Genomic DNA, 22,225 nt, shown 5'->3' with positions numbered 1-22,225 from the left:
CGGTTATTGTGCGGCTGCGACGAACCCGCCGAGCGCACGCCGGCGCGGCGAGCATGCGCGTGCCGCGCACGTGGCGCCTGCCATGGGCGCGGATGGTCGTCCAGACGGTGGTGGGCGAGGACTTACGTTTCACGCCCGCCGCGTGAGTTTGCCCAGGGGCGCATGATGTTCCGACGGATCGCGCCACCACGGCGAAAAGGAAGGGCCTGGAGCTACCACCCTCCGGGCCCTCGGTCGTTCGCGGGGCACGCGTCTCGAATGGCGTCTTTGCCAGCAATGCCGTTGCTCAACGCTACGACCGCCCTCGCCGTCTGCGGAACCGCTAAGCTCTCTCGAACCCAACATCCCCCAGCACGGCCCTCCCCAACCCGAGCGCTCCCCTACCCGGGCCCTTGGGCAACCACCGCGCCGTGAACCAATCTCATGGCCCATGTCCCAAAGGGAAACACCACACCCCGGTCACCGCCGCGCCACGCATCCAGCGCCTCTCGATACCTCACTTGAAACTCCGCATATCGTGCAAGGATCGCCTTGAGCAATGTCCGATTCCTCGCTCGCACCTGGGGTATCGGCCCGCGTTTCGGTTCGTACGATTCCGCCCTTTTTTGAAACGACTGCCCGAGCACCACCTGCCGCCCGAGGAACCTTCCACCTGCCGCAATAACGGCCTCCCGCGCCCGCGCGACCGCACGCTTGATTGCCGCGCCCAACCGGCGCGAGCTCGCCTCCCGCGACAACTGCCTCCCCATCATCGGAACCACCCGCAGCGTTACCTTTTCGGGAAACACGCTGCTGTTCGCGAAATACTTTCCAGGTCGCTGAATCTCCAATGTCTTGCCTTCACCTTCTGGCAACAACATCACGCCCGGCCATTCTTCAGGGGATTCGACCAGCCCCGCCTCCGTTGGATTCGCGGCGATGCATGCAATCTTGTCGATCACATCCTCGTCCGAGCCGAGCTCGAGGCTATGGTATTGCTCGGCAGACCAGAGGTTTTCCCACTGCCCCTGCGCGGCGTTGAGCGCTTTCGCGACTGTTCTGTGCAGCTCCCGGCGAAGTCGGGCAGGGTTCCTCGAACATCGGTGAGCACGATGTGATGATGGTTCGACATCACGCATGCCGCAGGGATCAAGACGCCGGTCTTGGCCGCCGCCCAGGCGAGGCTATAAAGGAAGATTTGGTTGCTCTCTTCAGAGGGGCGAAGTCGGAACGTGCGCTGATAGCAACGCCTCGTCAGCATGCACGTCACAAGTGGGCGGATCGATCGAGGGAAAGCCACGCGCATGGTCAGGAGCAGCCACCGTGCCGGGGGTGATGTAGCGAGTTTCAGGTACTTGCGCATGCCGCAGAGGTGGCGGAGTCCCGCACGCACCTGGCGGGCGCCACCTTGACCCTCTCCCAGGACTGGTCGGTTCTGGTCAACCTGGTTGCGGTTCTCGGCTTGTAATCGTAGGTGCGACGCTCGGCCTGGCCGGGCCGCATCGGCAGGAGCGGCTGTGTCCGATCGAGCGCCTGGATCTGCGACTTTTCGTCGACCGACAGCACGAGCGCGTGCTCCGGCGGGCTCACATACAGGCCAACGACATCGCGGACCTTCTCAACGAAGTGTGGGTCGGTCGAAAGCTTGAACGTTTCGCTGCGGTGCGGCTGCAGCCCGAATGCCCGCCAGATCCGGGCGATGGCCGTCTGGCTCATCCCCAGCGCCTTGGCCATCGAGCGCGTCGACCAATGGGTCGCGTTGTGCGGCTTGGTCTCGAGCGTCCGGGTCACGACGCGCTCGACCTGTTCATCCGTGATCGTACGCGGAGCCCCGGACCGAGGCGCATCGCTCAACCCCTGTAGCCGATGCCGGAGAAACCGGCCTCGCCACTTGCTCACCGTTTGTCGGGAGACGCCATTCGACGCGGCAATCTCACCGTTGCTCTTGCCCTCCGCACAGTCCAGCACGATGCGCGCACGGTCCGCCAACGCCTGCGGAGACTTAGGTCGGCGCGCCCAGCGCTCCAGGGTCTCGCGTTCTTCAGCGGTCAGGACCAGAGGTTCGAGTGGGCGGCCAGTTCGACGTCGCATCTTCCCACTCACCTCACATGTGTTGAGGGAGGGGATCGTCCAAAAAATGTTCGCGTTCTTCTAACTCAGGACACTAGACTGCGCAACGAGTGTGGTGACGCGCCGCGCTTGCCGGCTCGCGAAGAAGGCGGTATTCAATTGCATCCACTTGTATCCCGAGCGCAGGTTTTCGGCTGTGCGGCGACCATCGTGGCAGGGCTTACATGCAGCTGCGGAGCCGACGTGTCGCAAGCGGGAAGGCCCCTCGCCGATGCCGCCCTCGCCGACGACAAGCGTTGTCGCGAGGGCGCCGGCCATGTGGCGCGCGTACCAGCCGAGTGCGGCCTGCGCTTTGTCGACGTATGCTCCGGGCCAAGCGACGAAGGGCATGTTTCGCTGTGTGGGGATGGGCACTGGCCTGACATCAACGATCGCTTCGTTTTGTTTGGAGCCAGGCGCCCAATCGTCGTGGAGGGCAGTCTCGTCGTGGTCGATTCTGTAACTCCCCAGGCAGGTGGAGTGGAGTTTCGCACGTCGGGAAAGTTGCTCGGAGCGCCTGAGAAAATAGATTATACGCCGATCGGTGCCATCGGCCCGTGGACCAGTGATATGCGGATCGATGGTGGGAAGTTTACCTGGGGAAGTGAAACGGAATACAGTTTTGACTCATGGCAAACGTTTTCCCTGCTTTCGCTACCTGGCGTGCGGGCGCTCGAAGTTCAGCACAGACTTGCGACCTGTGAGTTGCTCATGAGGCGAACTGTGTTCGAAGATAGGGGCCTACGCTGTGTAACAGAGACCAATAAAGGTCAACCTGAAGGAGCAATCAAATTTCCTTCCGGGTGCACCGAACCCGGTCTCGCCGAGACTGATCGCTCTACTGCTGTGAAAGCGCCGTGAAGAGCGGAGAACCGCAACCAGGTTGACCTGGCGGCGGAGGGAACCGCGGGAACCGCCGCGCGGGAACCGCAACCTGGTTGACCAGAACCGCCGAACCGCAACCTGGTTGACCCAACAGGGAGAACCGACCAGGAACCGCCATGACCAGGAACCGCCATGAACCGCCGCAGGATCTCGTCGCTCGCCGTCGCACTCGTGCTGCTCGTCTCCACGAGCCCGAGCCGTGCCGATGGGTGGAACGTTTTCGCGGTCGGGCCGATGGGCGGCCTCGTGTTCGGCCCCGAGCAGCCCACGCTTGGGCTCCTCGGCGGCGAGGTCACGTTCGTGCATTATGCGAACGCGTCTGGCCGAGGCGTGGGATATGGCGGCTTCGTTCAGGCGAGCGCCGTGGGCTTCGAGCGCGCGCGGGTCTCGTTCGGCCCGCAGATCAATACCTCGATCTTCGGCGCCGAGGTCGGGGCCACGTTCGAGAGCGCGACCAAGGACCGGGCCGCGTTCGTCGGCGCGCACCTCGCGCCTTTCGTTTCGATCGGGTTCGCCTCGATCACGTTCCAGCTCGATATCCCGTTCGCGCCCCTCTCGGACGGCCAGCTCCCCCGCGTCGAGATGGTCTTCGCCGGCACCCTCAAGCTGCCGATCGACCTCGAACACGGGGTCCTGTCGCCATTCTCATCGCGATAGACGCCGCTCAGTGCACGAGGAACCACCGCACGCCGGGCTTGATTTCCATGTGGAAATGGTCGGCATGGTCGGTGTTGTAATTCGGCGAGAGCACGTACGTGAAAACGCTCGCGTCCTGTGATTCGCACACGATCGCGCGGAGCTCCTGCGCGAGGGGTTGCTCGGGCTTCCGGGCACCCTCGCCGCAGGTCTTTTCGCCGATCTTGCCGTGGAAATGGTCGAGGACGCTGATCCAGGTGCCATCCTTCTTGCGCAATCGGCCGACGTCGATCGCGAGCCCCGCGGGATGACGCGTGCCCGGCGGAGCCCAGCGCGGATGGGGCACCGTCTTCGCCGGCGCTGCGTGTGGCTCGGTCTTTGCGGGAGCTATTTGCACGTCGGGCTTCGCTGGCGCCGCTTTCGCTTCGGCCTTCGCCGGCGCGGGCTGCGGCGCGGCCTTCGGCGCGGCCTTCGGCTTTTCGCTCGCCGTCACCATCTCGCGCGGCTTTGCCTGGACCGCGGCCGGCGCCTTGTGTTTCGTGCCCTTCGCCGCGCCCTCCTGTGAATGTTTGCCCCCGAGCGCGCCTTTGCCGAGGTCCGACGCCTTCGCCGCAGTCGCCTGCGGGAGCTTGGAGCCCGTCTTGGGCGTCTCCGCCTTCGGCGCGTCCGCCTTCGGCGCGTCCGCCTTCGGCGTCTCCTTCTTGGGCGCCTCTTTCTTCGCCGTTTCTTTCTTCGGCGCTTCCTTCTTCGCCGGCACCTTTTTCGCCGCCACGGGCGCGGGCATCTCGCGGGGCACGTTCGGCCGGTACATCGTGTAGTGCACGAGCTCGTCGATCTCGTGACGTTCGAGCACGGCCGTGAAATCGTCGAGCGCGAGGGCCAGGCGCGCGTCGAGGATCTCGAACATCGACGTCGGCCGCTGCTCCTCCGGCAGCGCCGAATGGATCAACACGCCGTGCAGCCGGCCCGTGAGCCGGATCGGCGCGCGCACGCCGGGCACGGGGTCGATGCGCACGTACGGCAAGCTCCGCTTGTCGAGCTCGGCGAACGCCTCGTCGTCCGTCATGTTCGCGTATCGATACGCCGGGCTCGCCTCGACCACCGCGGCGTCGGGCGTCACCAGGAACGGCGAGACCGCGCCCGCCGGGCGGGCGCAGAGCATGCCCGCGCCGAGCGTGAGCGCCGCGAGGCAGGACGGGGCCAGGGAACGGAGAAGCGAACCGAGCACCACGAGCCGACTGTACCCACCGTCCCCAGGAAGGCCAGAAAATCGAAGTTCTTCCCGGACCACCCCGCGACCACGGGCTCGCGCCGCCGGTCAGACGAAGCTATCCTCGCCCGCGCGTGCTCCCTCCCGCCCCCCTCGACACCCCCGAGCCGCCGCCCGCCCCGGGCCTCGGCGCCGAGAGCCCCGCCCCCGCGGAGCCCGCCGCGCTCGCAGAGCCCGTCCCCGAGGCGCCGAACGCGCGCCGCCCGCTCCTCGTCGCGCTCGCCACGACGATCCTCGTGACCGCGCTCTCGTACCTCGCGCCCAAGGATCACGCGGGCACGGCCGTGGGGCTCGCGTTCCTCGCGGTCACGTGGTGGCTCGTCCTGCGCGGAGACGAGCACGTGATCCGCGCGCACGGGCTCTCGCTCGGGGGCCTGCTCGAGCCGCTGCCGCTCGATCGGCGCAGGCTGCTGCGGGACGCGGCCACGGCCTCGCTCTGGGTGCTCTTGCTCGCGGCGATCATTTTTCCGCCGTTCTGGTTCGGCTTCAAGCTGTTCTGGCGCGTGAAGATGCCCTTCGTGTTCCGGGGCTTCGAGTCGCCGTGGAACGAGATTTCCGGGCATTTCCTGGCCGTGGCGCTCCCCGAGGAGGCGTTTTTCCGGGGATACCTCCAGACCCGGCTCGACGCCGCGTGGACGCCGCGATGGCGCGTGTTCGGCGCGGAGCTCGGCCCTTCCTTGATCGTCTCGTCGGCGATCTTCGCGATTGGGCATTTCCTGACCGTGCCGAGCGTGGACCGGCTCGCGGTGTTTTTCCCGTCGCTCGTCTTCGGCTGGCTGCGCGCGCGGACGGGCGGGGTCGGCGCGGGCGTCGTGTTCCACGCGCTCTGCAACATCTTCTCGGCGACGCTCCAGCGTGGCTACGGGTTCTCGCGATGAACGCGCCGAAGCCCCGCGCGGCGCTCTTCGACATGGATCGCACGCTCGTGCGCAAGGAGACCGCGAGCCTTTACGTGCGGTATCTGCGCGACATCGGCGAGGCGTCGACGTTCGACCTCTTGAAGACGTTCTACTGGGTCGGGCAATACACGCTCGGGCTCCTCGACGCGGAGAACATGGCGGAGAGGGCGCTCGCGCCGCTCACGGGCACGCCCGAGAGCGCGCTCATCGCGCGCTGCGAAGACTGGTTCGGCAAATACGTGGAGCGGCACGTCGCGGACGCGGGGCGGCACGCGGTGAAGAGGCACAAGGAGGCGGGCGACGTCTGCGCGATCGTGACGGGCGCGACGAAATACGCCGCGCGGCCGCTGGCGCAACGACTCGAGATCGAGCACGTCGTGGGGACGGAGCTCGAAATCGACGCGCGTGGCCATTTCACGGGTCGGGCGGAGCGGCCGATTTGCCTCGGCGCAGGGAAGGTGCGGCGCGCGGAGGCGCTCGCGAAAAAACTCGGGTTCGTGCTCGAAGAGGCGACGTTTTATTCGGACAGCGTGACCGACGTGCCCCTGCTCGAACGGGTGGCGAAGCCTGTCGCCGTGAACCCCGATCCGCGGCTCGAACGCATCGCCCGGCAGCGCGGATGGCGCATCGAGAGGTGGTGAGGTGGTCGCCGCGGACTTCCCGGACAAACCCACGACCATCGAGGTCCACGAGGAAGGCGATCTGCTCGTCGTCTGGCTCCGCGGCGATTACGACACGCAGGTCGAGCGGTACATGCAGGCCCTCCGCGGGGACCTGGAGAGACGCCACGGCTACCGGCTCATCCTGATCCACGTGGAGCAGGCCGGCACGATCACGACCGAGGCGCGGCGGGACATGGTCGCGTGGAACCGGGAACGAAGAGCGCCGGGCGCGGTCGCGATCCTGGGCGCGAGCTTCACCGCGAGGACGCTCGCGAAGATGGTGCTCACGGCCGGCCGTCTGCTCACGAAGCGGCGCGTCGATTTCGATTTTTTCGAATCCGAGGCCGAGGCGCGGACTTGGCTCGCCGAGCGGCGCGAGGAACTGCGCGAGCTCGCCCGGTGAGGTGCGGAGGGAAATGACGATGGCCGGACCGACGCCGGCGGAGCGGCGGCAATTCGGGGCGCAAGTCGCGTGGATCGAGGAGCCGAACGTCTTCGCCATGCGCCTCTCGGGGGAGATCGACGGTCCGTCGCTCGAAGGACTCCTCGATTTTCAATCGGACTGGGCCGCAGGAAAGGACCATGTCTTCGTGCTCTGCGACCTCTCCGCGGTCACCGGGGCGACGATCGAGGCGCGGCGGGTGCTGCAGCGCAAGCACGTCACGACCACGATGACTCATCTCTGCTTCGGCTCGAGCTTCACGATCCGGGTCTTGACCGAAATGGTCGTGCGGGCGGCGCGGTTCATCGGGACGGCGCCGCGCGAGACGGAGATCGTGTTTTTCGAGACCGAGGCCGATGCGCGCGCCTACCTCGACCATCCACGGCCGCGCAGGCGAGGGAAACGAGCATGAACGGCATTCCGCGGCAAAAGACCGCATTCGTGACGGGCGGGACGGGGTTTCTCGGCTGGGAAATCATCCGGCAGCTCCTCGAAGCGGGGCACCACGTGATCGCGCTGTCGAGGAGCGGGGATTTGCCGGGAAACCTGCCGCGCGCCGCGCTCGAGATCGTGCGAGGGGATCTCGACGACGTGGAGACGCTCGCCGAGGCCATGCGCGGCGCGTCGGTCGTGTATCACGTCGCCGCCGACGTGCGGATGTGGCGCGCGAAATGGGCGGAGATCGAGCGCACGAACGTCACGGGCACGCGGAACATGCTCGCGGCGGCGCGGCGCGCGGGCGCCGAGCGATTCGTGTTCACGTCGACGGGCTCGACGATCGGAAAGCCGTATCCCCCTCCCCATGCGGTCGTCACGGTGGACGAGACGAGCCCGTACAATTTCGCGCCGCTCCAGATGGTCTATCCGCACACGAAATGGCTGGCGGAGCAGGAGGTGGAGCGGGCCGGGCGCGAGGGGCTCTTCGTGGTGATCACACATCCGGTGGCGGTGTTCGGTCCGGGCGACTGGAAACGAAACGTGCTGCCGCTCTTTTTGGCGACGCGGGAGGGCACGACGATCGCCGCGCCGAACGGAGTCCGGACGACGTGCGACGTGCGGGACGTGGCGACGGCGCACCTCGCGGCCGCCGAGCGAGGGAGCTCCGGGCGGCATTACATCCTCGGAGGCGAGGCGCTCTCGGTGCACGCGCTGCTCACGCGGATCGCGGCGGCGGCAGGCGGGAAGGCGCCACGCTTCACGCTGCCGGACAGGGTCGTGATGGGTTTGTCGTTCCTGATGGAGAGCGCGTCGCGCGTCACGGGCCGGCCGCCGATGCTGAGCCACGAAATGGCGCTGCAGAGCACGTTCCGGGTGCGTTTGTCGTCGGAACGGGCGGCGCGGGAGCTCGGGTATACGTCGCGGCCGCTCGACGTGTCGCTCGCAGACGCGGCGCGGTTTTACCGGGAACAGGGGTGGCTCTGAGCAGGCCCGAGGGCGGAGGCGTCAGAGCGTATTCTCGACGTGCACTCGCCGAACATCCTTGAGCCGTTCGAGCCGCTCGATCAGGTCGCCCACGCGGAGCGTCGGCGGAAAACCCACGTCGAATGCGACGGAGATCCGCCGCTTCTCGTCGAGGCGCCGCTCGTATTCGATGTTGAAGACGACGCCGTGGAGCTCCTTCAGGAGCGCCTCCACGTCGTCGAGCTGCTTCGAGTCCTCGGCGAGGACCACCGAGACGCGCCTCCGGACGAGCAAGTTGCCTTTGCCCTCGAGTCGCCGCACGACCGTCTGCACCAGGAGTCCGATGGTTGTCACGACGGTCGCTTCGACCAGCATGCCCGCGCCCGCACAGAGACCGATCGCGGTCACCAGCCAGAGGCCCGCCGCGGTCGTGAGCCCCTGAATCGTCAGCCCGGTCCGCAGAATGGCGCCGCCCGCCAGAAAACCGATGCCCGATACGACGGAGGCCGCGATACGTGAGCCGTCCACCTCGACGAGCTCCCCCTCCGTGTACCCTTGAAAGTAGACGAAGTGAGCGGACACGACCATGAACGTGGCCGCTGCCGTCGCGACGAGGAGGTGCGTTCGCAGGCCAGCGCGCTTGCCGTGACGATCGCGTTCGTACCCGATGATGCCGCCGAGCGCCGTGCCCACGGCGATGCGTGTGATCATCTGAACGTGGGAGATCATGGCCTCGACTCCTCGGAGTCCCACCCATTGTGCATGTGTGGAGCGGCAGCGCAAGCCTCGGGAGCAAGGGAAGCGTGCCAACGAGTTGCGCGCCCCGATCGGCGCTGATAAAACTTCGAGCTCTTCGATGGAGCCGTTCGATCCAGACTCCTCACGGCGCACGATCGCCACGCTCGACATCGCGCTCGGGTGCATTGTGATCCTCGGCGTGGCATGGGTCCCGTTCTTCTGCTGGTCCGTCTCGCTGGAGAAGTCCTGGGCCCGCGCGGCGGGTGAACGAACAGCAGCCGACCCGTCGGCGATCACGACACCGCCGCGCAGCGAGGGGGTCACACCCGAGCACGAGCAGACGGGCGCGCTCGTATTGGTATCACCGGGACCATCCGCCGCGCGAGGGGCGCTCGAGGAGGTTTTTCTCGACGAAATCGACGACGCGCTCGGCAGTTGCCTGCCGGACGACGACCGTCGCGAAGGAGCCACGATCCGGCTCGTGGCCGACGAAAAAGGGGCCACGGGCGGCAGCCGCGACACGCATATCCTCGCGGTCGAGTACCGGCCGCCCGTCGGCGAGCCGTCTCGGTTCTACGAATTCGTAGGGCACGAGTTGCACGGTTATTTCGACGCGACGGGGACACAAGCCTGCTCGACCGGCTGGCGTTCGCCCCTCGCCAAGCTGCGCAGGACGTCCCCCTTCAACCCGCGCCGAATGCACCCGATCCTGCGCCGGCCGATGCCGCACCAGGGGACGGATTACGGCGCGCCCAAAGGGACGCCGGTTTATGCGTCGTATCGCGGCACCATAAGCTTCGTCGGCCCCCACGGGGCGCACGGGAACTGGGTCGCCATTGTGCATCCGGACGGGACCGAGACCGGGTATGCCCACCTCTCCAAGTTCGCACCAGGGCTCGAGGTGGGTGATCAGGTGCGCGCGCACCAGCTCATCGGGTATGTCGGGAGCACGGGGCGCTCCACGGGGCCCCACCTGCACTTCAGCGCGCGCACGAAGGGTACCTATTTCGACGCCGAGACGCTCCTCAAGCCGCCCGCCACGGCCGTGCCCGAGGCAGAGCGACCCACCTTCCTGAAGGTGAAGGCCGAGCTCGATCAACGGCTCGACGCCGCGCCGCCCTCGGCGCACTGAGCTCACGGCAAGGGCGGGTTTTCCGGCCCGGGCGAGGGCTTCGACGGCGGGGGCACGCTCGTGTCCTTTTCCGAGGACGGCGCGGTCGCCTCGCGGCGCGCGTGGTGGAGCTTCGCGTAGGTGTCGACGGTCCAGACGGCCATGGCCGCGATCACGGGGCCGAGGAAGACGCCCACCGGGCCGAAGAGCTCGAGGCCGCCGAAGATGCCGGCCAGCGCGATGAGCGGGTGCATGCGGGTCGACGAGCTCTGCACCCAGGGGCGGACGACGTTGTCGGAGAGGCCGATGATCACGGCCGAGATCGCCATTCCAATCGCGCCGCCGACGTGCCCCGTGGCGAAGAGGTAGATCGTCGCGCCTACCGTGACCGGTGTCGTGCCGACGAGCGGGATGAACGAGAGGAGCGCGGCGAGGACGCCGAGCAAGAACGCGTTTGGCACGCCGAACACGTTGAGGGCGAGCAGCGCGAGGCTGCCCTGGACCACGGCCGTCGCGAGGATGCCGAGGATCGCGCCGTTGACGGTCTCACGGATGGAGGCAAAGAGCTCGCGCGTCTGGTTCGGCGGGAAGGGCGAGAAGCGGTACATCCAGCGGACGAGCTTGCCGCCGTCGCGCAGGAAGTAATAAAGCGAGACCCCGAACAGGAAGAGGCTCAGGATGAACCCCGGCAGCGCCGTGGCCATGCCGCCGACGAACGTGGCCGCGAAGGACGCCGCGCGCTGGCCGATGTTCTGAATGGCCGACTGGAGCTGAGGGCCGCCGATGTGGATGCTCCGGCCGCGAATGTCGATGCCCTCCGTCAGGAACGACTGGAACCGGTGGATCGTCGGCCCCCAATCGCGGGCCAGAAATTCGTTGATCGACTGGATGGCCTCGATCGTGAAGAAGACGAACGGGATCACGACGAGGATGATCGTGCCGAACGTGAAGAGGAGCGGCACAAAGCGCTCGGCGCGGCCCAGCCGGGGTTTCACCTTCTCGGCGAGGGGGCTCAGGAGGAGCGCGAAGAGGCCGCCCATGGCAATCGGGACGAGGATCGTCCGGATCATCCAGAAGAACAGGACGAGCAGCGCCGTCCTCAGCACAACGGAGAGCCAGCGATCTCGGTCCATGGACAGCACGCCTCGCTGAACCGGAGACGTGGGATGAAAGAGGCGCGGCGTCAACCGGAACGGGAAGGCCGCCGCGTCTTCGAGCAGCGTCCGGTCAGAGGCCGTCGCAGACGGGGGTGCCCGTGCCCGGGCTGCAAGCGCCGGCGTCACAGAGGCCGCTCGCGCATTCGGCGGAGACCATGCAACCCGCGCCGTCCGGCTTCGTGGGCGCGCAGGCGCCCGCGCCCGCGGCGTCGTCGCAGAAGCCGCTCGCGCATTCGACGCTCGTGACGCACGCCGCGCCGTCGGCCTTCTTCGCGGCGCAGGTCCCGGCCGCGACGTCACAATAACCGCTCGCGCAGCCTGCGTTGACGGCGCACGCGCCGCCGACCTCGGCGGGCGCGGCGCAGACGCCGGTCTGGAAATCGCAATAACTGCTCTGGCAATCGATGTCGAGGTCGCACGCGCCGCCGTCGGCGAGCGGGGCGACGCATTTCAGCATGCCCTCGTCGAGCCGGCACGTGAGGCCCGGGCCGCAGAGGCCGTCCTGGCAAGGCTCGCCCTCGCCGGGCGGGGCCTTGCAGGTGCCGAGATCCGCGCCCGAGGCGCCCGCGCAGGAGGCGCCGGGGTCCTTGCATTCGTCGTCGGCGAGGCAGGCGCCGCCGAGCGCGACGGTGCCCTGGAACGCGGCCTCGCAATCGGGGTCCTCTTCGAGGAAATCGGAGCCGAAGAAATCGGCGCAGGTCGCGGATTCGGCCTTCGCGAAGCAGGTGTCCGAGCGCGCCGCGTCGTACACGAGGCGGCCGGCCTCGATGCCCTTGCGGAGGTCGACGACGACGGCGCCGAAGAAGCTCTCGTACCGGGCCTCGCACTCCTGCTGGGTCGCGGGGACCGGGTCGAAGAGGAGCACGTCGTCCCGCTCGGCGGCGTCACAGCAGGCGAAGACGCGGCCGCACTGGACGCGGGCATAGGTTTTGGGGAGGCCGGCGAGCGGATCGTCCGTGGTTTGCTCGGGATCGTCGCTGCAGCCGGCCCAGACGAGGCCGCTCATGAAGAGGCCTGCGAGAATCTTCGCAATCGTTCGCACGGCCCCTTTTAGGAGAGCTCCGGCGGAGAAGCAACAGCGCCGTTCGTCCCGAAAGGGTCAGGGCTTGACGAACGCGGGGTGCTTGGCGATGAGGGAGGCGATCTCGTCGAGCTCGGGGTCGGGCGCGCCGGCCTTCGCTTCTTCGATCAGCGCGAGCGCGCTCTGGAAGGCCTCCTGGCTCGGAATCTTGAGGGCCTCGGCATACGCGACGATGGCCTTGCCCTTGGCGAGCTGGGGCTTCGGCGCGGCGAGCAGCTCGGCGAGGGTCATGGTGACTTTCACCTCGCGGTCGAGATACGTGAGCGGCGTCTTCCAGCGCGCGACCACGGTGATGCTGTCGTTCGGATCGACGACCGACGGGTCACACGCTTTGATGACCTGGTTGAAGATCATCGCGTCGCTCGGGGCGAGGTGCTGCGGCTCGACCTCCTCGGGGTTCGTCGAGTATTCCTCGCCGTAGAATTTGAACATGCGCATGTACCAGGGGAGCGTGATCTCCACCTGCACGCCGCGCGCGGCGACCTCCATGGTCTCGTCGAATCGATCGACGAACATGCGCGTCGCCTCGGCCGGGTCGTCGAGATAGACGTACGCGCCGCGGCCTTTGTCCGTGACGGTATCCATGAGCAGGTCGTTGTAGTTCTCGCCGGGGCCGGCGCCGACGCCGACGAGGTAGATGCCCTCCTTGTCGGCGTCCTCGGATTGCAAGCCGATGAGGTCCTCGTCCGTGACGCCGACGTTGGCGCCGCCGTCGCTGATCAGGATGACGCGGTTCAGCCGGCCCGTGCCGTAATGCTGGCCCGCGAGCTGATAGCCGACCGCGAGGCCACTCGAAAGATCGGTGCCGCCGCTCGCCTCGATGGATTGGGCCATCGCGAGCACCTGCGGATCATTCGGCCCCGTGACCTTGTGGCCGGAGAGGACGATGTTGTTGCTCGTGTTCCACGTGACGGCGTTGACGATGTCGCCCTCGGAAAGGCTCTGGGCGATCGCCGTGATGGTGGCGCGCTCGCGCTCGATGGGCTCGCCGCTCATGGAGCCCGAGGTGTCGAGGACGAACGTGATCGTCACGGGGCGGCGGGGCTTCACCGCGTCGTAGGAGCGGACGCCGAGCTGGAGGTCGAGCTCGCCCGCGACCTTGGTCTCGCCGAGGTGCGGGAGGATCGAGAGGTCGCCGGTGGGCGGCGCGGGATACTGGATGCGGTAGTAGTTGAGGAACTCGTACGTGCGCACGAGGCTCGCGGACGGGGTGATGCCTTTGTTCAAGAGCTCGCGGATCTGGACGGGAGAGCCCATCGAGTTGGAGTCGTCCGCCGAGAGGTAGAGGATGACAGGGCTGTCCTTGTCGAGGCCATCACACGCAAAAGGTGCAGCGGCGTCGGTGCCCGCATCGTTGCCTTGCGAGGGCGGCGGGGCGGGCGGCGCCGCGACGTCACCGCCCGAGGATCCTCCCGGCGGCTGCGCATAATTCCCGTATTCGCTGCCAGCCTCGTCGGCCCCGCACGCAGCGAGGCCCACGGCGACGACCAGAGAGAGGGCGGCCGATCCCACGAAAACGACGTTCTTCATCGAGCACCTCCGAAGCAATGGCGCGGGATCGCACCTAGCAACGGACATGCCCCGCGCGATCAACGCAATGCCAGCATCCGCACCGTGCGCGGCTTCATGCGCACTTCCAGCGTGCCCGCGCGCGCCTCGAACGTGGAATCGTCGATGAGGTCGCTCGCCTTCGTGCGCGCCGCGCCGGCGCTGACACGCGCGACGACGTCCCGCTCGGACGGATTGACGATGAAGAGCACGCGCGGCGCGCCCGACGTATCCTCGTGCACCGTGACGTAGACGCCGCCGGGGTCGCAGGCGTACGCGGGGAGGCCGAGCGTCTCGATCGCATGCGAGACGGCCGCGTCGGCCGCGGCGGGGACGTCGCCCGTGAGGGGGCCGTCCTCGCCGAGGCGGCGCAGATCGAAGGGAACGGAGAGGGGCCGGAAGGCGCCGTCGAAGCGAGGCTCGCGGGGGCCGATCGTGACGCGCGCGCCGCGCTCGTGGGCCTCGGCGAGGCGCTCGAAGAGCTCGGGCTTCAAGGCGCCGGAGGTGGCGCAGATGAGCCAGCGCGCGTCGCCGAGCGCGATGTCGCGGTCCTCGCCGCCCACGACGGCGAACGGCACGCCGCGCGCTTCGAGGGCCTGCTCGAAGGCGCGGGCGAAGTTGTCGGCCTCGATGGCGAGCGGATACCCGAGGCCGAGGTCGTCCTCGACGCAACGCTCGCGCGCGCCCGCCCCGACGATCGAGAAGAACGCGCCGGAGAGCGGGCCGAACGCGTGCATGACCCGCGCGAGCCTGCGCTCGGTGCGAGGGATGAGGATGCGGACGGGGGTTTTTCGGCGCAGGTCGTGAAAGCTCGTCTGTTCGAGGGCGGCGGAGAGCTTCCGCCAGAAGACGGCGTAGGGACGCGCGCGGCCGTGACGATCGATGGGCGCGCCGATCCATCGGTCGCGCTCGACGGCCATGTAGACGTTGAAGCCACGCAGGCCGTACGCGAGGGCGCAGAGGACGGTGAAGGCGCCGTCGCGCTCGTCGAGGGGCGGGAAGAAGGGCGGAAAACCCGCGCCCATCTCGCAGGCGAACGCAGGGACGGAGAGGGCCTCCGAGCGCGTCGCGAGCTCGCTCGTGCGGCGCGCGATGACGGCGCGGCTCGTGGGATCGGCCGCGTGGTAGTAGTCGAGCCCGACGAGGTCGACGACCTTGGTGACGCGCGCGGCGTTGAGCGGCGTCGCGTCCTGGCCCGGCGGTAGGTTGTGCGTCGTGGGCAGCCCCTCCATGCCCGCCGCGGCGAGCGCGCGGCCGAGGCGCTGGAACGCCGTGGCGAGCAGGTGCTCGTGGAACTCGGACCAGTCGAGGTGGCGCGCGAGGTCACGCGGGCGCGCGGCGTCGAGCTTGCGCGGAGGGTCGATCGAGGAGAATCGCTTGATCTCGCCGCGGCGGCTCGACGGGACCTCGCCCTCCGCGGGCTCGATGCCGTACGAGGCGCGGAGCGCGTCGATGGTGCCGTATTTCTCCCGGAGAAACTCGCGATAGAGGCGGATCGCGTCGGGGTGATAGTCCTGGTCGTAGGCGCCGTCGCGGAAGTAAAGGGCGCCTTCGTTGTCGATCTGGAAGAGGACGATCGGCCCGTTCGGGTAGAGGAGCGGCGTGAGCACCGGGCCGAGGGCCTGAAAATACCGCGCGGCCTCGTCGTGGAAGGCGTCGCTCGCGTAGCTCGGGACGGGGAACGCGAACGGGAGCATGGGGAGCATCACCGGGTTCTGGTCGGGCGAACGTGCCTGGCAGGCCGGGTCCCAGACGATGCGCTCGGGGAGGCCGAAGTACGTGAGCTCGGCGTTGATGTGCGGCCCGGGGCGGGCGATGACGTACAGGCCGAGCTCCTCGGCGATGCGGCAGAAGCGGGTGATGTCGCGCTGGGGGTCGGTCGCGCCGAGCTCCAGTTTGCCGGGGGCGACCTCGTGGACGCCCCAGGGGATGTAGGTGTCGACGAGGCAGAGGCCCATGGCCTTGACGGCTTCGAGGCACGCGCGCCACTCGTTCGGATCGAGGCGCCAGTAGTGAACGGCGCCCGCGCGGAGCGGAACGACCTCGCCGGCGATCTCGAGCCCCCCGGGGACGAGACGTACCCGACGCCCGAGGCCCTCGCCACCTGCTTTGTCTTCACGTGCGGTCATGACAACGGGGGCGAGGGTAGCAAAGAAGGGACGAACCCGGTGAGCTTCAAAGGCGGACGAGGCGCCGAGCTCTGGTAGTGTACGCCCATGGCGAGCAAGACCCACGTCGACGGCAACAAGGTGACGATCGACGACAGCCTCTACCACGTGAGCGCGGCGGGCGGTCAGTACGCCGTGACCGACGAGTTCGGCTTGCGAACCGGCTACTTCTCGGTGCGCGGGCGCGTGGTGACGCCGGAGGACTACGGCGTGGAAGGCGCACACCCCGTCCTGCAGATCGGCAAGCTGTGGGCCGCGGCGAACCTGTGGAAGGCGAACGAGAAGTCGGCGTCGTCCGTGCCCACGAAAGGCTTCTGCCGGGTGGTGACGCACGAGAAGGCGAGCGAAGCGGACCTGGAGAAGGCGCGCGCCCACCGCGCCTGGATGCGAAAGCAGCCCGGATGCAAGGCGAGTTATTTCGTGACGGATCCCGCGACCGGAAAGGGAATGACGATCAGCATCTGGGAGACGCGGGAACAGATGAATGCGTTCAAGGAGGCGAGGCCGCCGGAAGGCGCCGTCGCGCTCAAGTCGCTGGGCGTGGAGGTGTTCCCGATGGTGGAGGAGCCGTGAACGTGAGATTGTGATCTCCTTCGCGGAGGTCACATGCGTCGACACTTCTTCCTTCTTGCAATGGTCCTCGGCGGCTTCTGCCTGCATTGCGGCGGCGGAGGCGGCTCCCCTTCTTCGAGCTCCAGTTCATCGAACGCCGGCGGTTCCGGGGGTGTGGGCGGTTCCGGGGGCGCCGGCGCGTCCGGAGGCGTGGGCGGCTCCGGCGGCAGCGGCGCGTCGGGCGGCGCGGGCGGCGCGGGCGGCGGCGGCGAGGCCTTCTTGCCGCTCGACCCGAGCTTCGGCACGGATGGCCTCGCGACGGCGGCCGGGAGCACGCCCAACTGGGATCTCGTGTATGCCTCCGCGCGCCAGCCGGACGGCAAGATCCTCGTCGCCGGCGGCACGTCGGACACCTCCTACGGCGAGGGGCTTCTCTTCCGGGCGAACGCCGACGGCACGCTCGACACGTCCTTCGGCGAGGGCGGCAAGGTGCTCGCGACGACCCGGAGCCGCGCCGCGTTCCACGGCGTGGTCGTCGCGCCGAATGGAGACATCCTCGCCGCGGGCCTGGCTTCGCAGCACCTCAACATCAACCGCATGCTCGTCGCGCGCTTCGATGCGACCGGCAAGCCCGTCGCTTCCTTCGGCGAGGGAGGTCTCGTGCTCGGCGCCTCGGGGACGGCGTGGGCCATCGCGCTCCAGCCCGACGGCAAGATCGTCGTCGCTGGCCAGCTCGCGCCGCCCTTCCAGCAGCCCGGACACCTCGTGCAGCGCTTCCTCCCCGACGGGAGCTTGGACATGGCGTTCGGGGACGCGGGCGTCGTCGAGATCCCGTCCGAAGATGGGTCGTTCGCCTCGGCCATGGCCCTCACGAGCGAGGGCAAGATGGTCCTCTGCGGCATGCACGGCGATGGCGAGCGCACGACCCTCGTGCGGCTCCTGCCGAACGGAGCGCTCGATCCGAGCTTCGACGAGGACGGCATCCTCGTGACGTCACTCATCGACGTGTACGATGATGCGGACTGGACGTCGCCGACCTCCGGCTCGATCTGCGCCGTCGCGCCGGACGGCAAGATCCTCGTGGCGGGCGGCAGCCCCCTCGCCACCTCGGTACTCCGCCTCGATTCGAGCGGCAAACCCGACACGACGTTCGGCGGCGGGGACGGGCTCGCCTCCCTTGCGATCGCGGACGGCGGCTCGGCCCCGGCCGAGTCCTTGCGGATCCTCCCGGATGGCTCGGTGCTCGTGGCCTTCCGCTCCGATAGCGGGCCCTATGCGGTGGCGCATTTCTCCGCGGACGGGACCCTCGACACGAATTACGGCACGGCGGGCCTCGCGACGTTCCCCACCATGGGCTCGGTCCACGAAATCACCCTGGAGCCGGATGGAAGCGTCATCGGCGCCGCCAGCTCGATCGTTTCGCCCATGGGCGTCACGCTCGCGCGGCTCACGCCTTCCGGCGCGCAGGACGCCGCGTATGGGCAGGGGGGCATCAGCACGCTGCAATCGGGCGCGACGCGGGACGTCGCCCTTTCGGTGAAGCTCACCGCGGACGGCAAGATCGTCTCCGCCGGCGTCATGGGCGCCAAGTGGCCCGCCACGAACGCCATGATCACGCGTCACCTTTCGGACGGCACGCCCGACGTGGGCTTCGGCGCGGGGGGCGTCGTCCTGCTCGACACGCCCACGCCGGCCCTGGACCTCGCGCTGCAACCGGACGGCAAGATGCTCGTCGTGGGGTCTGGCTCGCCCTCCTACCGGGTGGCGCGGCTCGACGCAGCGGGCGCGGCCGACGCGAGCTTCGGCGTCAATGGCGTCGTGCACCTTCCGGATGCGATGGTCAGGGCGAGCGCGCTGGCCGTCGACGGCGAGGGGCGCGTCGTGGTCGGAGGGATCGCGATGGGCTCGCCGTCCGGGCTCCCCGCGTTCGTGCGGCTCGTCGCGACGGGCGAGCTCGATACGACCTTCGACGGCGACGGGGTGCTCGTTCCGGCCGCGCCCCTGGGTCAGATCTCCGACCTCGTGACCCTCGAAGACGGCGCGATCGTCGCCACGGGCTGGAAGGATGAGATTACGTCGTTCGTGATTCGACTGCTGCCGAGCGGCGCGCCCGACCCGGCCTTCGGGGACGCGGGTGTGACGACGCTGCAGAATGCCTCCTCGTTGACCCGCCTCGCGCGAGAAGCGAACGGTGGATTCCTCGCGGCGGGCATGTTCATCGTGCAGGGAAACGTCATTGGTTTCGACGTCGGGGTCGCGCGGATCGACGACAAGGGCGCGCGTGACATGAGCTTCGGCGAAAATGGCCTCGTCAAGCAGAGCGTCGAGGGCGCCGTGACCTCGTACGTCCCCGTGGTCGTGCCCTTGTCGGATGGGTCGTTCTACCTTGCGACCACGACCATCCTCGACCGGGAGACGATGGTGGTCTTCAAGTACCTGCCCAACGGCAAACCCGATACGAGCTTCGGCAATGCGGGGCGCGCGCTCGTCTCGGCCCCTGGGCCGTGGGGAGCGTACGACGGGCTCTTGCAGCCGGATGGCAAGCTCGTCCTCGCCGGCCGTGGATTCTCGCCGAAGACCGGCACGGATTTCGGGCTCGTGCGCGTCGCGCCGTAATGGCCGGAGGAGGCCCCCGCGCTCGCGTCGACGATGCGTGAAGGTGTTTCCGATGGTGGAACCGGCGTGAACGTGAGAATGTGATCTCCTTCGCGGAGATCACATGCGTCGACACTTCTTCCTTCTTGCAATGGTCCTCGGCGGCTTCTGCCTGCATTGCGGCGGCGGAGGCGGCTCCCCTTCTTCGAGCTCCAGTTCCTCGAGCGCGGGCGGTTCCGGGGGGGTGGGCGGCTCCGGGGGGGCTGGCGCGTCCGGAGGCGTCGGCGGCTCCGGCGGCGTCGGCGGTTCCGGCGGCGTCGGCGGTTCCGGCGGCGTCGGCGGCGGCGGCGCGGGCGGCGCCGATGCGTTCGTCCCGCTCGACCCGAGCTTCGGCACGGAGGGCCTCGCGACGGCGGCCGGGAGCAAGCCGAACTGGGACCTCGTGCACGCCTCCGCGCGCCAGCCGGACGGCAAGATCCTCATCGCCGGCGGCACGTCGGACTACTACTACGGCGAGGGGTTTCTCTTCCGGGTGAACCCCGACGGCACGCTCGACACCTCGTTCGGCGAGAGCGGCAAGGTGCTCACGACCACCCTGAGCCGCGCCTCGTTCCACGGCGTGGTCGTCGCGCCGAACGGAGACATCCTCGCCACGGGGATGGCGACGCAGCAGTTCGGCATGAACCGCGTGCTCGTCGCGCGCTTCGACGCGAACGGCAAGCCCGTCGCCTCCTTCGGCGAGGGAGGACTCGCGCTCGGCCGAGCGGGCACGGCGTTCGCGATCGCGCTCCAGCCCGACGGCAAGATCGTCGTCGGCGGCCAGCGCGGGTGGGGCTCCCCGACCGGATACCTCGTGCAGCGCTTCCTCGCCGACGGGAGCGCGGACACGACGTTCGGAGACGCGGGCTTCGTCGAGCCTCCGTTCCAGAATGGCTCGTTCGCCTCGGCCGTGGCCCTCACGAGCGAGGGAAAGATCGTCCTCTGCGGGACCAGCGGCAATGGCCCGGGCACGGCCATCGTGCGGCTCCTGCCGAGCGGGTTGCTCGATCCGACCCTCGACGAGGACGGCATCCTCATGACGTCGCTCCTCGACGTGTACGATTATGCGGACTGGACGCCGGCCCTCGCCGGATCGATCTGCGCCGTCGCGCCCGACGGCAAGATCCTCGTCGCGGGCGGCAGCCCCCTCGCCACCTCGGTGCTCCGCCTCGATCCGAGCGGAACACCCGACACGACGTTCGGCGACGGGGACGGGCTCGCCTCCATTCCCATTCTGAACGGCAGCTCGGCCTCGGCTGAATCCTTGCACCTCCGGCCGGACGGCTCGATGCGCGTGGCCTTCCGCTCCAAGAATGGGCCCTATGCGGTGGCGACGATCACCGCGGATGGGACCTTCGACACGGATTACGGCAAATCGGGCCTCGCGACGTTCCCCAGCATGGGCGCGGTCCGCGACATCACCGTCGCCCCGGATGGGAGCGTCGTGGCCGTCGCCCGCGCGACCTTCTCGCCCACCGGCGCCACGCTCGCGCGGCTCCTGCCCGGCGGCACGCTGGACGACGCATTCGGGCAGGCAGGGATCGCCGCGTTGCAATCGGGCGCGACGCGGGACCTCGCCGTTTCGGTGAAGCTCGCCGCGGACGGCAAGATCGTCTCGGCCGGCGCGATGGGCACCCAGATGGACATCACGAATGCCATGATCACGCGACACCTGCCGGACGGCACGCTCGACGCGGGCTTCGGCGCGGGGGGCGTCGTCGTCATCGACAAGCTGCAAAAAGCCGTGGACGTCGCGCTGCACCCGGACGGCAAAGCGGTCGTCGCGGGCATCCCCATCGGCCCGTTCACCCGCCGGGTGGTGCAGCTCGACGCGGCGGGCGCGGCCGACACGAGCTTCGGCGTGAATGGCGTGGTCGACCTCCCGGAGACCCACGGCAGACCGACCACGCTGGGCGTCGACGGTCAGGGGCGCGTGTTGATTGGCGGGGTCGGGAATGGCTCGTTCTCCGGGACCCCCTATTTCGCGAGGCTGCTCGCGACGGGTGCGCTCGATACGACCTTCGACGGCGACGGGGTGGTATCGCTCTCCGCGCCCGAGGGCCAGGTCCAGGACCTCGTGGTGCTCGAAGACGACTCGATCGTCGCCGCGGGCTGGAAAGATTACACCGACTCGTTCGTGATCCGTCTACTCTCGAGCGGCGCGCCCGATCCGGCCTTCGGCACCGCGGGCGTGTCGACGGTGCAGAATGCTTCCTCGTTGAACCGCATCGCGCGAGAGGCGAACGGCGGATTCCTCGTGGCGGGCGTGTTCATCGTGCCGGGACAGCTCGATGGCTTCGAGATCGGCGTCGCTCGCCTCGACGCAAAGGGCGCGCGCGACATGACGTTCGGCGAAAATGGTCTCGTCAAGCGGAGCGTCGAGGGCGTCGCGACCTCCGACGTCCCGGTGATCGTGCCCTTGCCGGATGGCTCCTTCTACATTGCGAGCACGGCCATCCTCGACCGCGAGACGATGGTGGTCTTCAGGCACCTGCCCGACGGCAAGCCCGATACGAGCTTCGGGAATGGGGGCCGCGCGCTCGTCGCGGCCCCTGGGCCGTGGGGGGCGTATGACGGGCTGCTCCAGCCGGATGGAAAAATCGTCCTCGCCGGGCGCGGATTCTCGCCGAAGAGCGGGACGGATTTCGGGCTCGTGAAGATCGCACCGTAATCGCCGGCGGGCGGCGGTGTTTCCGATGGTGGAAACGCCGTGGACATGAGAATGTGACCTCCCTTCGCGGAGGTCACATGCGTCGACACGTCTTCCTTCTGGGAATGGTCCTCGGCGGCTTCTGCCTGCATTGCGGCGGCGGAGGCGGCTCCTCTTCTTCGAGCTCCGATGCATCGAACGTGGGTGGCTCCGGAGGGGTGGGCGGCTCCGGGGGCGCCGGCGCGTCCGGAGGCGTCGGCGGCGCGGGCGGCAGCGGCGCGTCGGGCGGCGCGGGCGGCGCGG

The 22,225-nt window shown here is 68.5% G+C and carries 19 protein-coding genes; 11 read left to right on the top strand and 8 right to left on the bottom strand.

The window, feature by feature from the left end; translation table 11 throughout:
• Nucleotides 1–380 precede the first annotated feature (380 nt).
• Together QHF83_RS49525 and QHF83_RS49520 are read right to left on the bottom strand one after the other, a co-directional pair.
• A complete protein-coding gene (locus QHF83_RS49525; RefSeq protein ID WP_282425168.1) occupies nucleotides 381–1,118 on the bottom strand; it encodes a hypothetical protein in 738 nt (245 codons plus the stop codon).
• Nucleotides 1,119–1,326: 208 nt separating this feature from the next.
• Nucleotides 1,327–2,070 carry an IS630 family transposase gene (locus QHF83_RS49520; RefSeq protein WP_282425167.1) on the bottom strand — a complete coding sequence of 248 codons (744 nt, stop codon included), beginning with the start codon at nucleotides 2,068–2,070 and terminating at the stop codon, nucleotides 1,327–1,329.
• A 1,035-nt stretch (nucleotides 2,071–3,105) separates the two neighbouring features.
• Here QHF83_RS49520 and QHF83_RS49515 point away from each other — a divergent pair.
• Nucleotides 3,106–3,630, top strand: coding sequence for a hypothetical protein (locus QHF83_RS49515; protein ID WP_282425166.1), 525 nt, complete (start codon nucleotides 3,106–3,108; stop codon nucleotides 3,628–3,630).
• Between the two features lie 7 nt (nucleotides 3,631–3,637).
• Here QHF83_RS49515 and QHF83_RS49510 read toward each other — a convergent pair whose 3' ends face one another.
• The gene (locus QHF83_RS49510) at nucleotides 3,638–4,840 is read right to left on the bottom strand and encodes an extensin family protein (protein ID WP_282425165.1); all 1,203 of its coding nucleotides are present in this window, start codon (nucleotides 4,838–4,840) and stop codon (nucleotides 3,638–3,640) included.
• A 113-nt stretch (nucleotides 4,841–4,953) separates the two neighbouring features.
• Between QHF83_RS49510 and mrtC the strand changes: the two genes are divergently transcribed.
• Genes mrtC through QHF83_RS49485 form a run of 5 tightly spaced genes read left to right on the top strand, consistent with a single transcriptional unit; the run spans nucleotide 4,954 to nucleotide 8,304 of the window.
• The gene (gene mrtC, locus QHF83_RS49505; RefSeq protein WP_282425164.1) at nucleotides 4,954–5,757 is read left to right on the top strand and encodes a myxosortase MrtC; all 804 of its coding nucleotides are present in this window, start codon (nucleotides 4,954–4,956) and stop codon (nucleotides 5,755–5,757) included.
• Nucleotides 5,754–6,419, top strand: a complete 666-nt coding sequence (locus tag QHF83_RS49500; RefSeq protein ID WP_282425163.1) for an HAD family hydrolase — start codon at nucleotides 5,754–5,756, stop codon at nucleotides 6,417–6,419. Before mrtC ends, QHF83_RS49500 begins: the two co-directional genes overlap by 4 nt.
• A gap of 1 nt (nucleotide 6,420) precedes the next feature.
• Nucleotides 6,421–6,843 (top strand): hypothetical protein, encoded by a 423-nt coding sequence (locus tag QHF83_RS49495; protein ID WP_282425162.1) that lies wholly within the window; start codon nucleotides 6,421–6,423, stop codon nucleotides 6,841–6,843.
• 19 nt (nucleotides 6,844–6,862) lie between these two features.
• Nucleotides 6,863–7,294, top strand: coding sequence for a hypothetical protein (locus QHF83_RS49490; RefSeq protein ID WP_282425161.1), 432 nt, complete (start codon nucleotides 6,863–6,865; stop codon nucleotides 7,292–7,294).
• The gene (locus QHF83_RS49485) at nucleotides 7,291–8,304 is read left to right on the top strand and encodes an NAD-dependent epimerase/dehydratase family protein (RefSeq protein ID WP_282425160.1); all 1,014 of its coding nucleotides are present in this window, start codon (nucleotides 7,291–7,293) and stop codon (nucleotides 8,302–8,304) included. The genes QHF83_RS49490 and QHF83_RS49485 overlap by 4 nt, the downstream gene beginning before the upstream one ends.
• Before the next feature lie 21 nt (nucleotides 8,305–8,325).
• On the opposite strand, the gene QHF83_RS49480 is transcribed toward QHF83_RS49485, so the two are convergent.
• Nucleotides 8,326–9,012, bottom strand: coding sequence for an MgtC/SapB family protein (locus QHF83_RS49480; protein WP_282425159.1), 687 nt, complete (start codon nucleotides 9,010–9,012; stop codon nucleotides 8,326–8,328).
• A 127-nt stretch (nucleotides 9,013–9,139) separates the two neighbouring features.
• Between QHF83_RS49480 and QHF83_RS49475 the strand changes: the two genes are divergently transcribed.
• Complete coding sequence (locus QHF83_RS49475; protein WP_282425158.1) at nucleotides 9,140–10,153, top strand: M23 family metallopeptidase; 1,014 nt, start codon at nucleotides 9,140–9,142, stop codon at nucleotides 10,151–10,153.
• A 2-nt stretch (nucleotides 10,154–10,155) separates the two neighbouring features.
• Here the strand turns inward: QHF83_RS49475 and QHF83_RS49470 are convergent, their stop codons facing one another.
• From QHF83_RS49470 to QHF83_RS49455, 4 genes are all read right to left on the bottom strand, one after another.
• A complete protein-coding gene (locus QHF83_RS49470; protein ID WP_282425157.1) occupies nucleotides 10,156–11,265 on the bottom strand; it encodes an AI-2E family transporter in 1,110 nt (369 codons plus the stop codon).
• Between the two features lie 94 nt (nucleotides 11,266–11,359).
• A complete protein-coding gene (locus tag QHF83_RS49465) occupies nucleotides 11,360–12,331 on the bottom strand; it encodes a hypothetical protein (protein ID WP_282425156.1) in 972 nt (323 codons plus the stop codon).
• Between the two features lie 57 nt (nucleotides 12,332–12,388).
• Nucleotides 12,389–13,900: a VWA domain-containing protein gene (locus tag QHF83_RS49460; RefSeq protein WP_282425155.1), complete on the bottom strand. Its 1,512-nt coding sequence runs from the start codon at nucleotides 13,898–13,900 to the stop codon at nucleotides 12,389–12,391.
• 59 nt (nucleotides 13,901–13,959) lie between these two features.
• Nucleotides 13,960–16,047 carry a beta-galactosidase gene (locus tag QHF83_RS49455; protein ID WP_282425154.1) on the bottom strand — a complete coding sequence of 696 codons (2,088 nt, stop codon included), beginning with the start codon at nucleotides 16,045–16,047 and terminating at the stop codon, nucleotides 13,960–13,962.
• 87 nt (nucleotides 16,048–16,134) lie between these two features.
• Here QHF83_RS49455 and QHF83_RS49450 point away from each other — a divergent pair, with 87 nt between their 5' ends.
• The 4 genes from QHF83_RS49450 to QHF83_RS49435 all read left to right on the top strand — a co-directional run.
• Nucleotides 16,135–16,659, top strand: coding sequence for a hypothetical protein (locus QHF83_RS49450; RefSeq protein ID WP_282425153.1), 525 nt, complete (start codon nucleotides 16,135–16,137; stop codon nucleotides 16,657–16,659).
• Nucleotides 16,660–16,692: 33 nt separating this feature from the next.
• On the top strand, nucleotides 16,693–19,254 hold the full coding sequence (locus QHF83_RS49445) for a hypothetical protein (protein WP_282425152.1): 2,562 nt from the start codon (nucleotides 16,693–16,695) through the stop codon (nucleotides 19,252–19,254).
• 103 nt (nucleotides 19,255–19,357) lie between these two features.
• The gene (locus QHF83_RS49440; protein WP_282425151.1) at nucleotides 19,358–21,943 is read left to right on the top strand and encodes a delta-60 repeat domain-containing protein; all 2,586 of its coding nucleotides are present in this window, start codon (nucleotides 19,358–19,360) and stop codon (nucleotides 21,941–21,943) included.
• Nucleotides 21,944–22,020: 77 nt separating this feature from the next.
• The coding region (locus tag QHF83_RS49435) for a hypothetical protein (protein WP_282425150.1) at nucleotides 22,021–22,225 on the top strand (205 nt) is incomplete at its 3' end.

It is taken from the genome of Polyangium sp. 15x6, from assembly GCF_029960785.1.
Lineage (GTDB): Bacteria > Myxococcota_A > Polyangia > Polyangiales > Polyangiaceae > Polyangium.
Note: the sequence above shows the minus strand (reverse complement) of the source record. Positions and strands in the feature narration are given on the sequence as shown.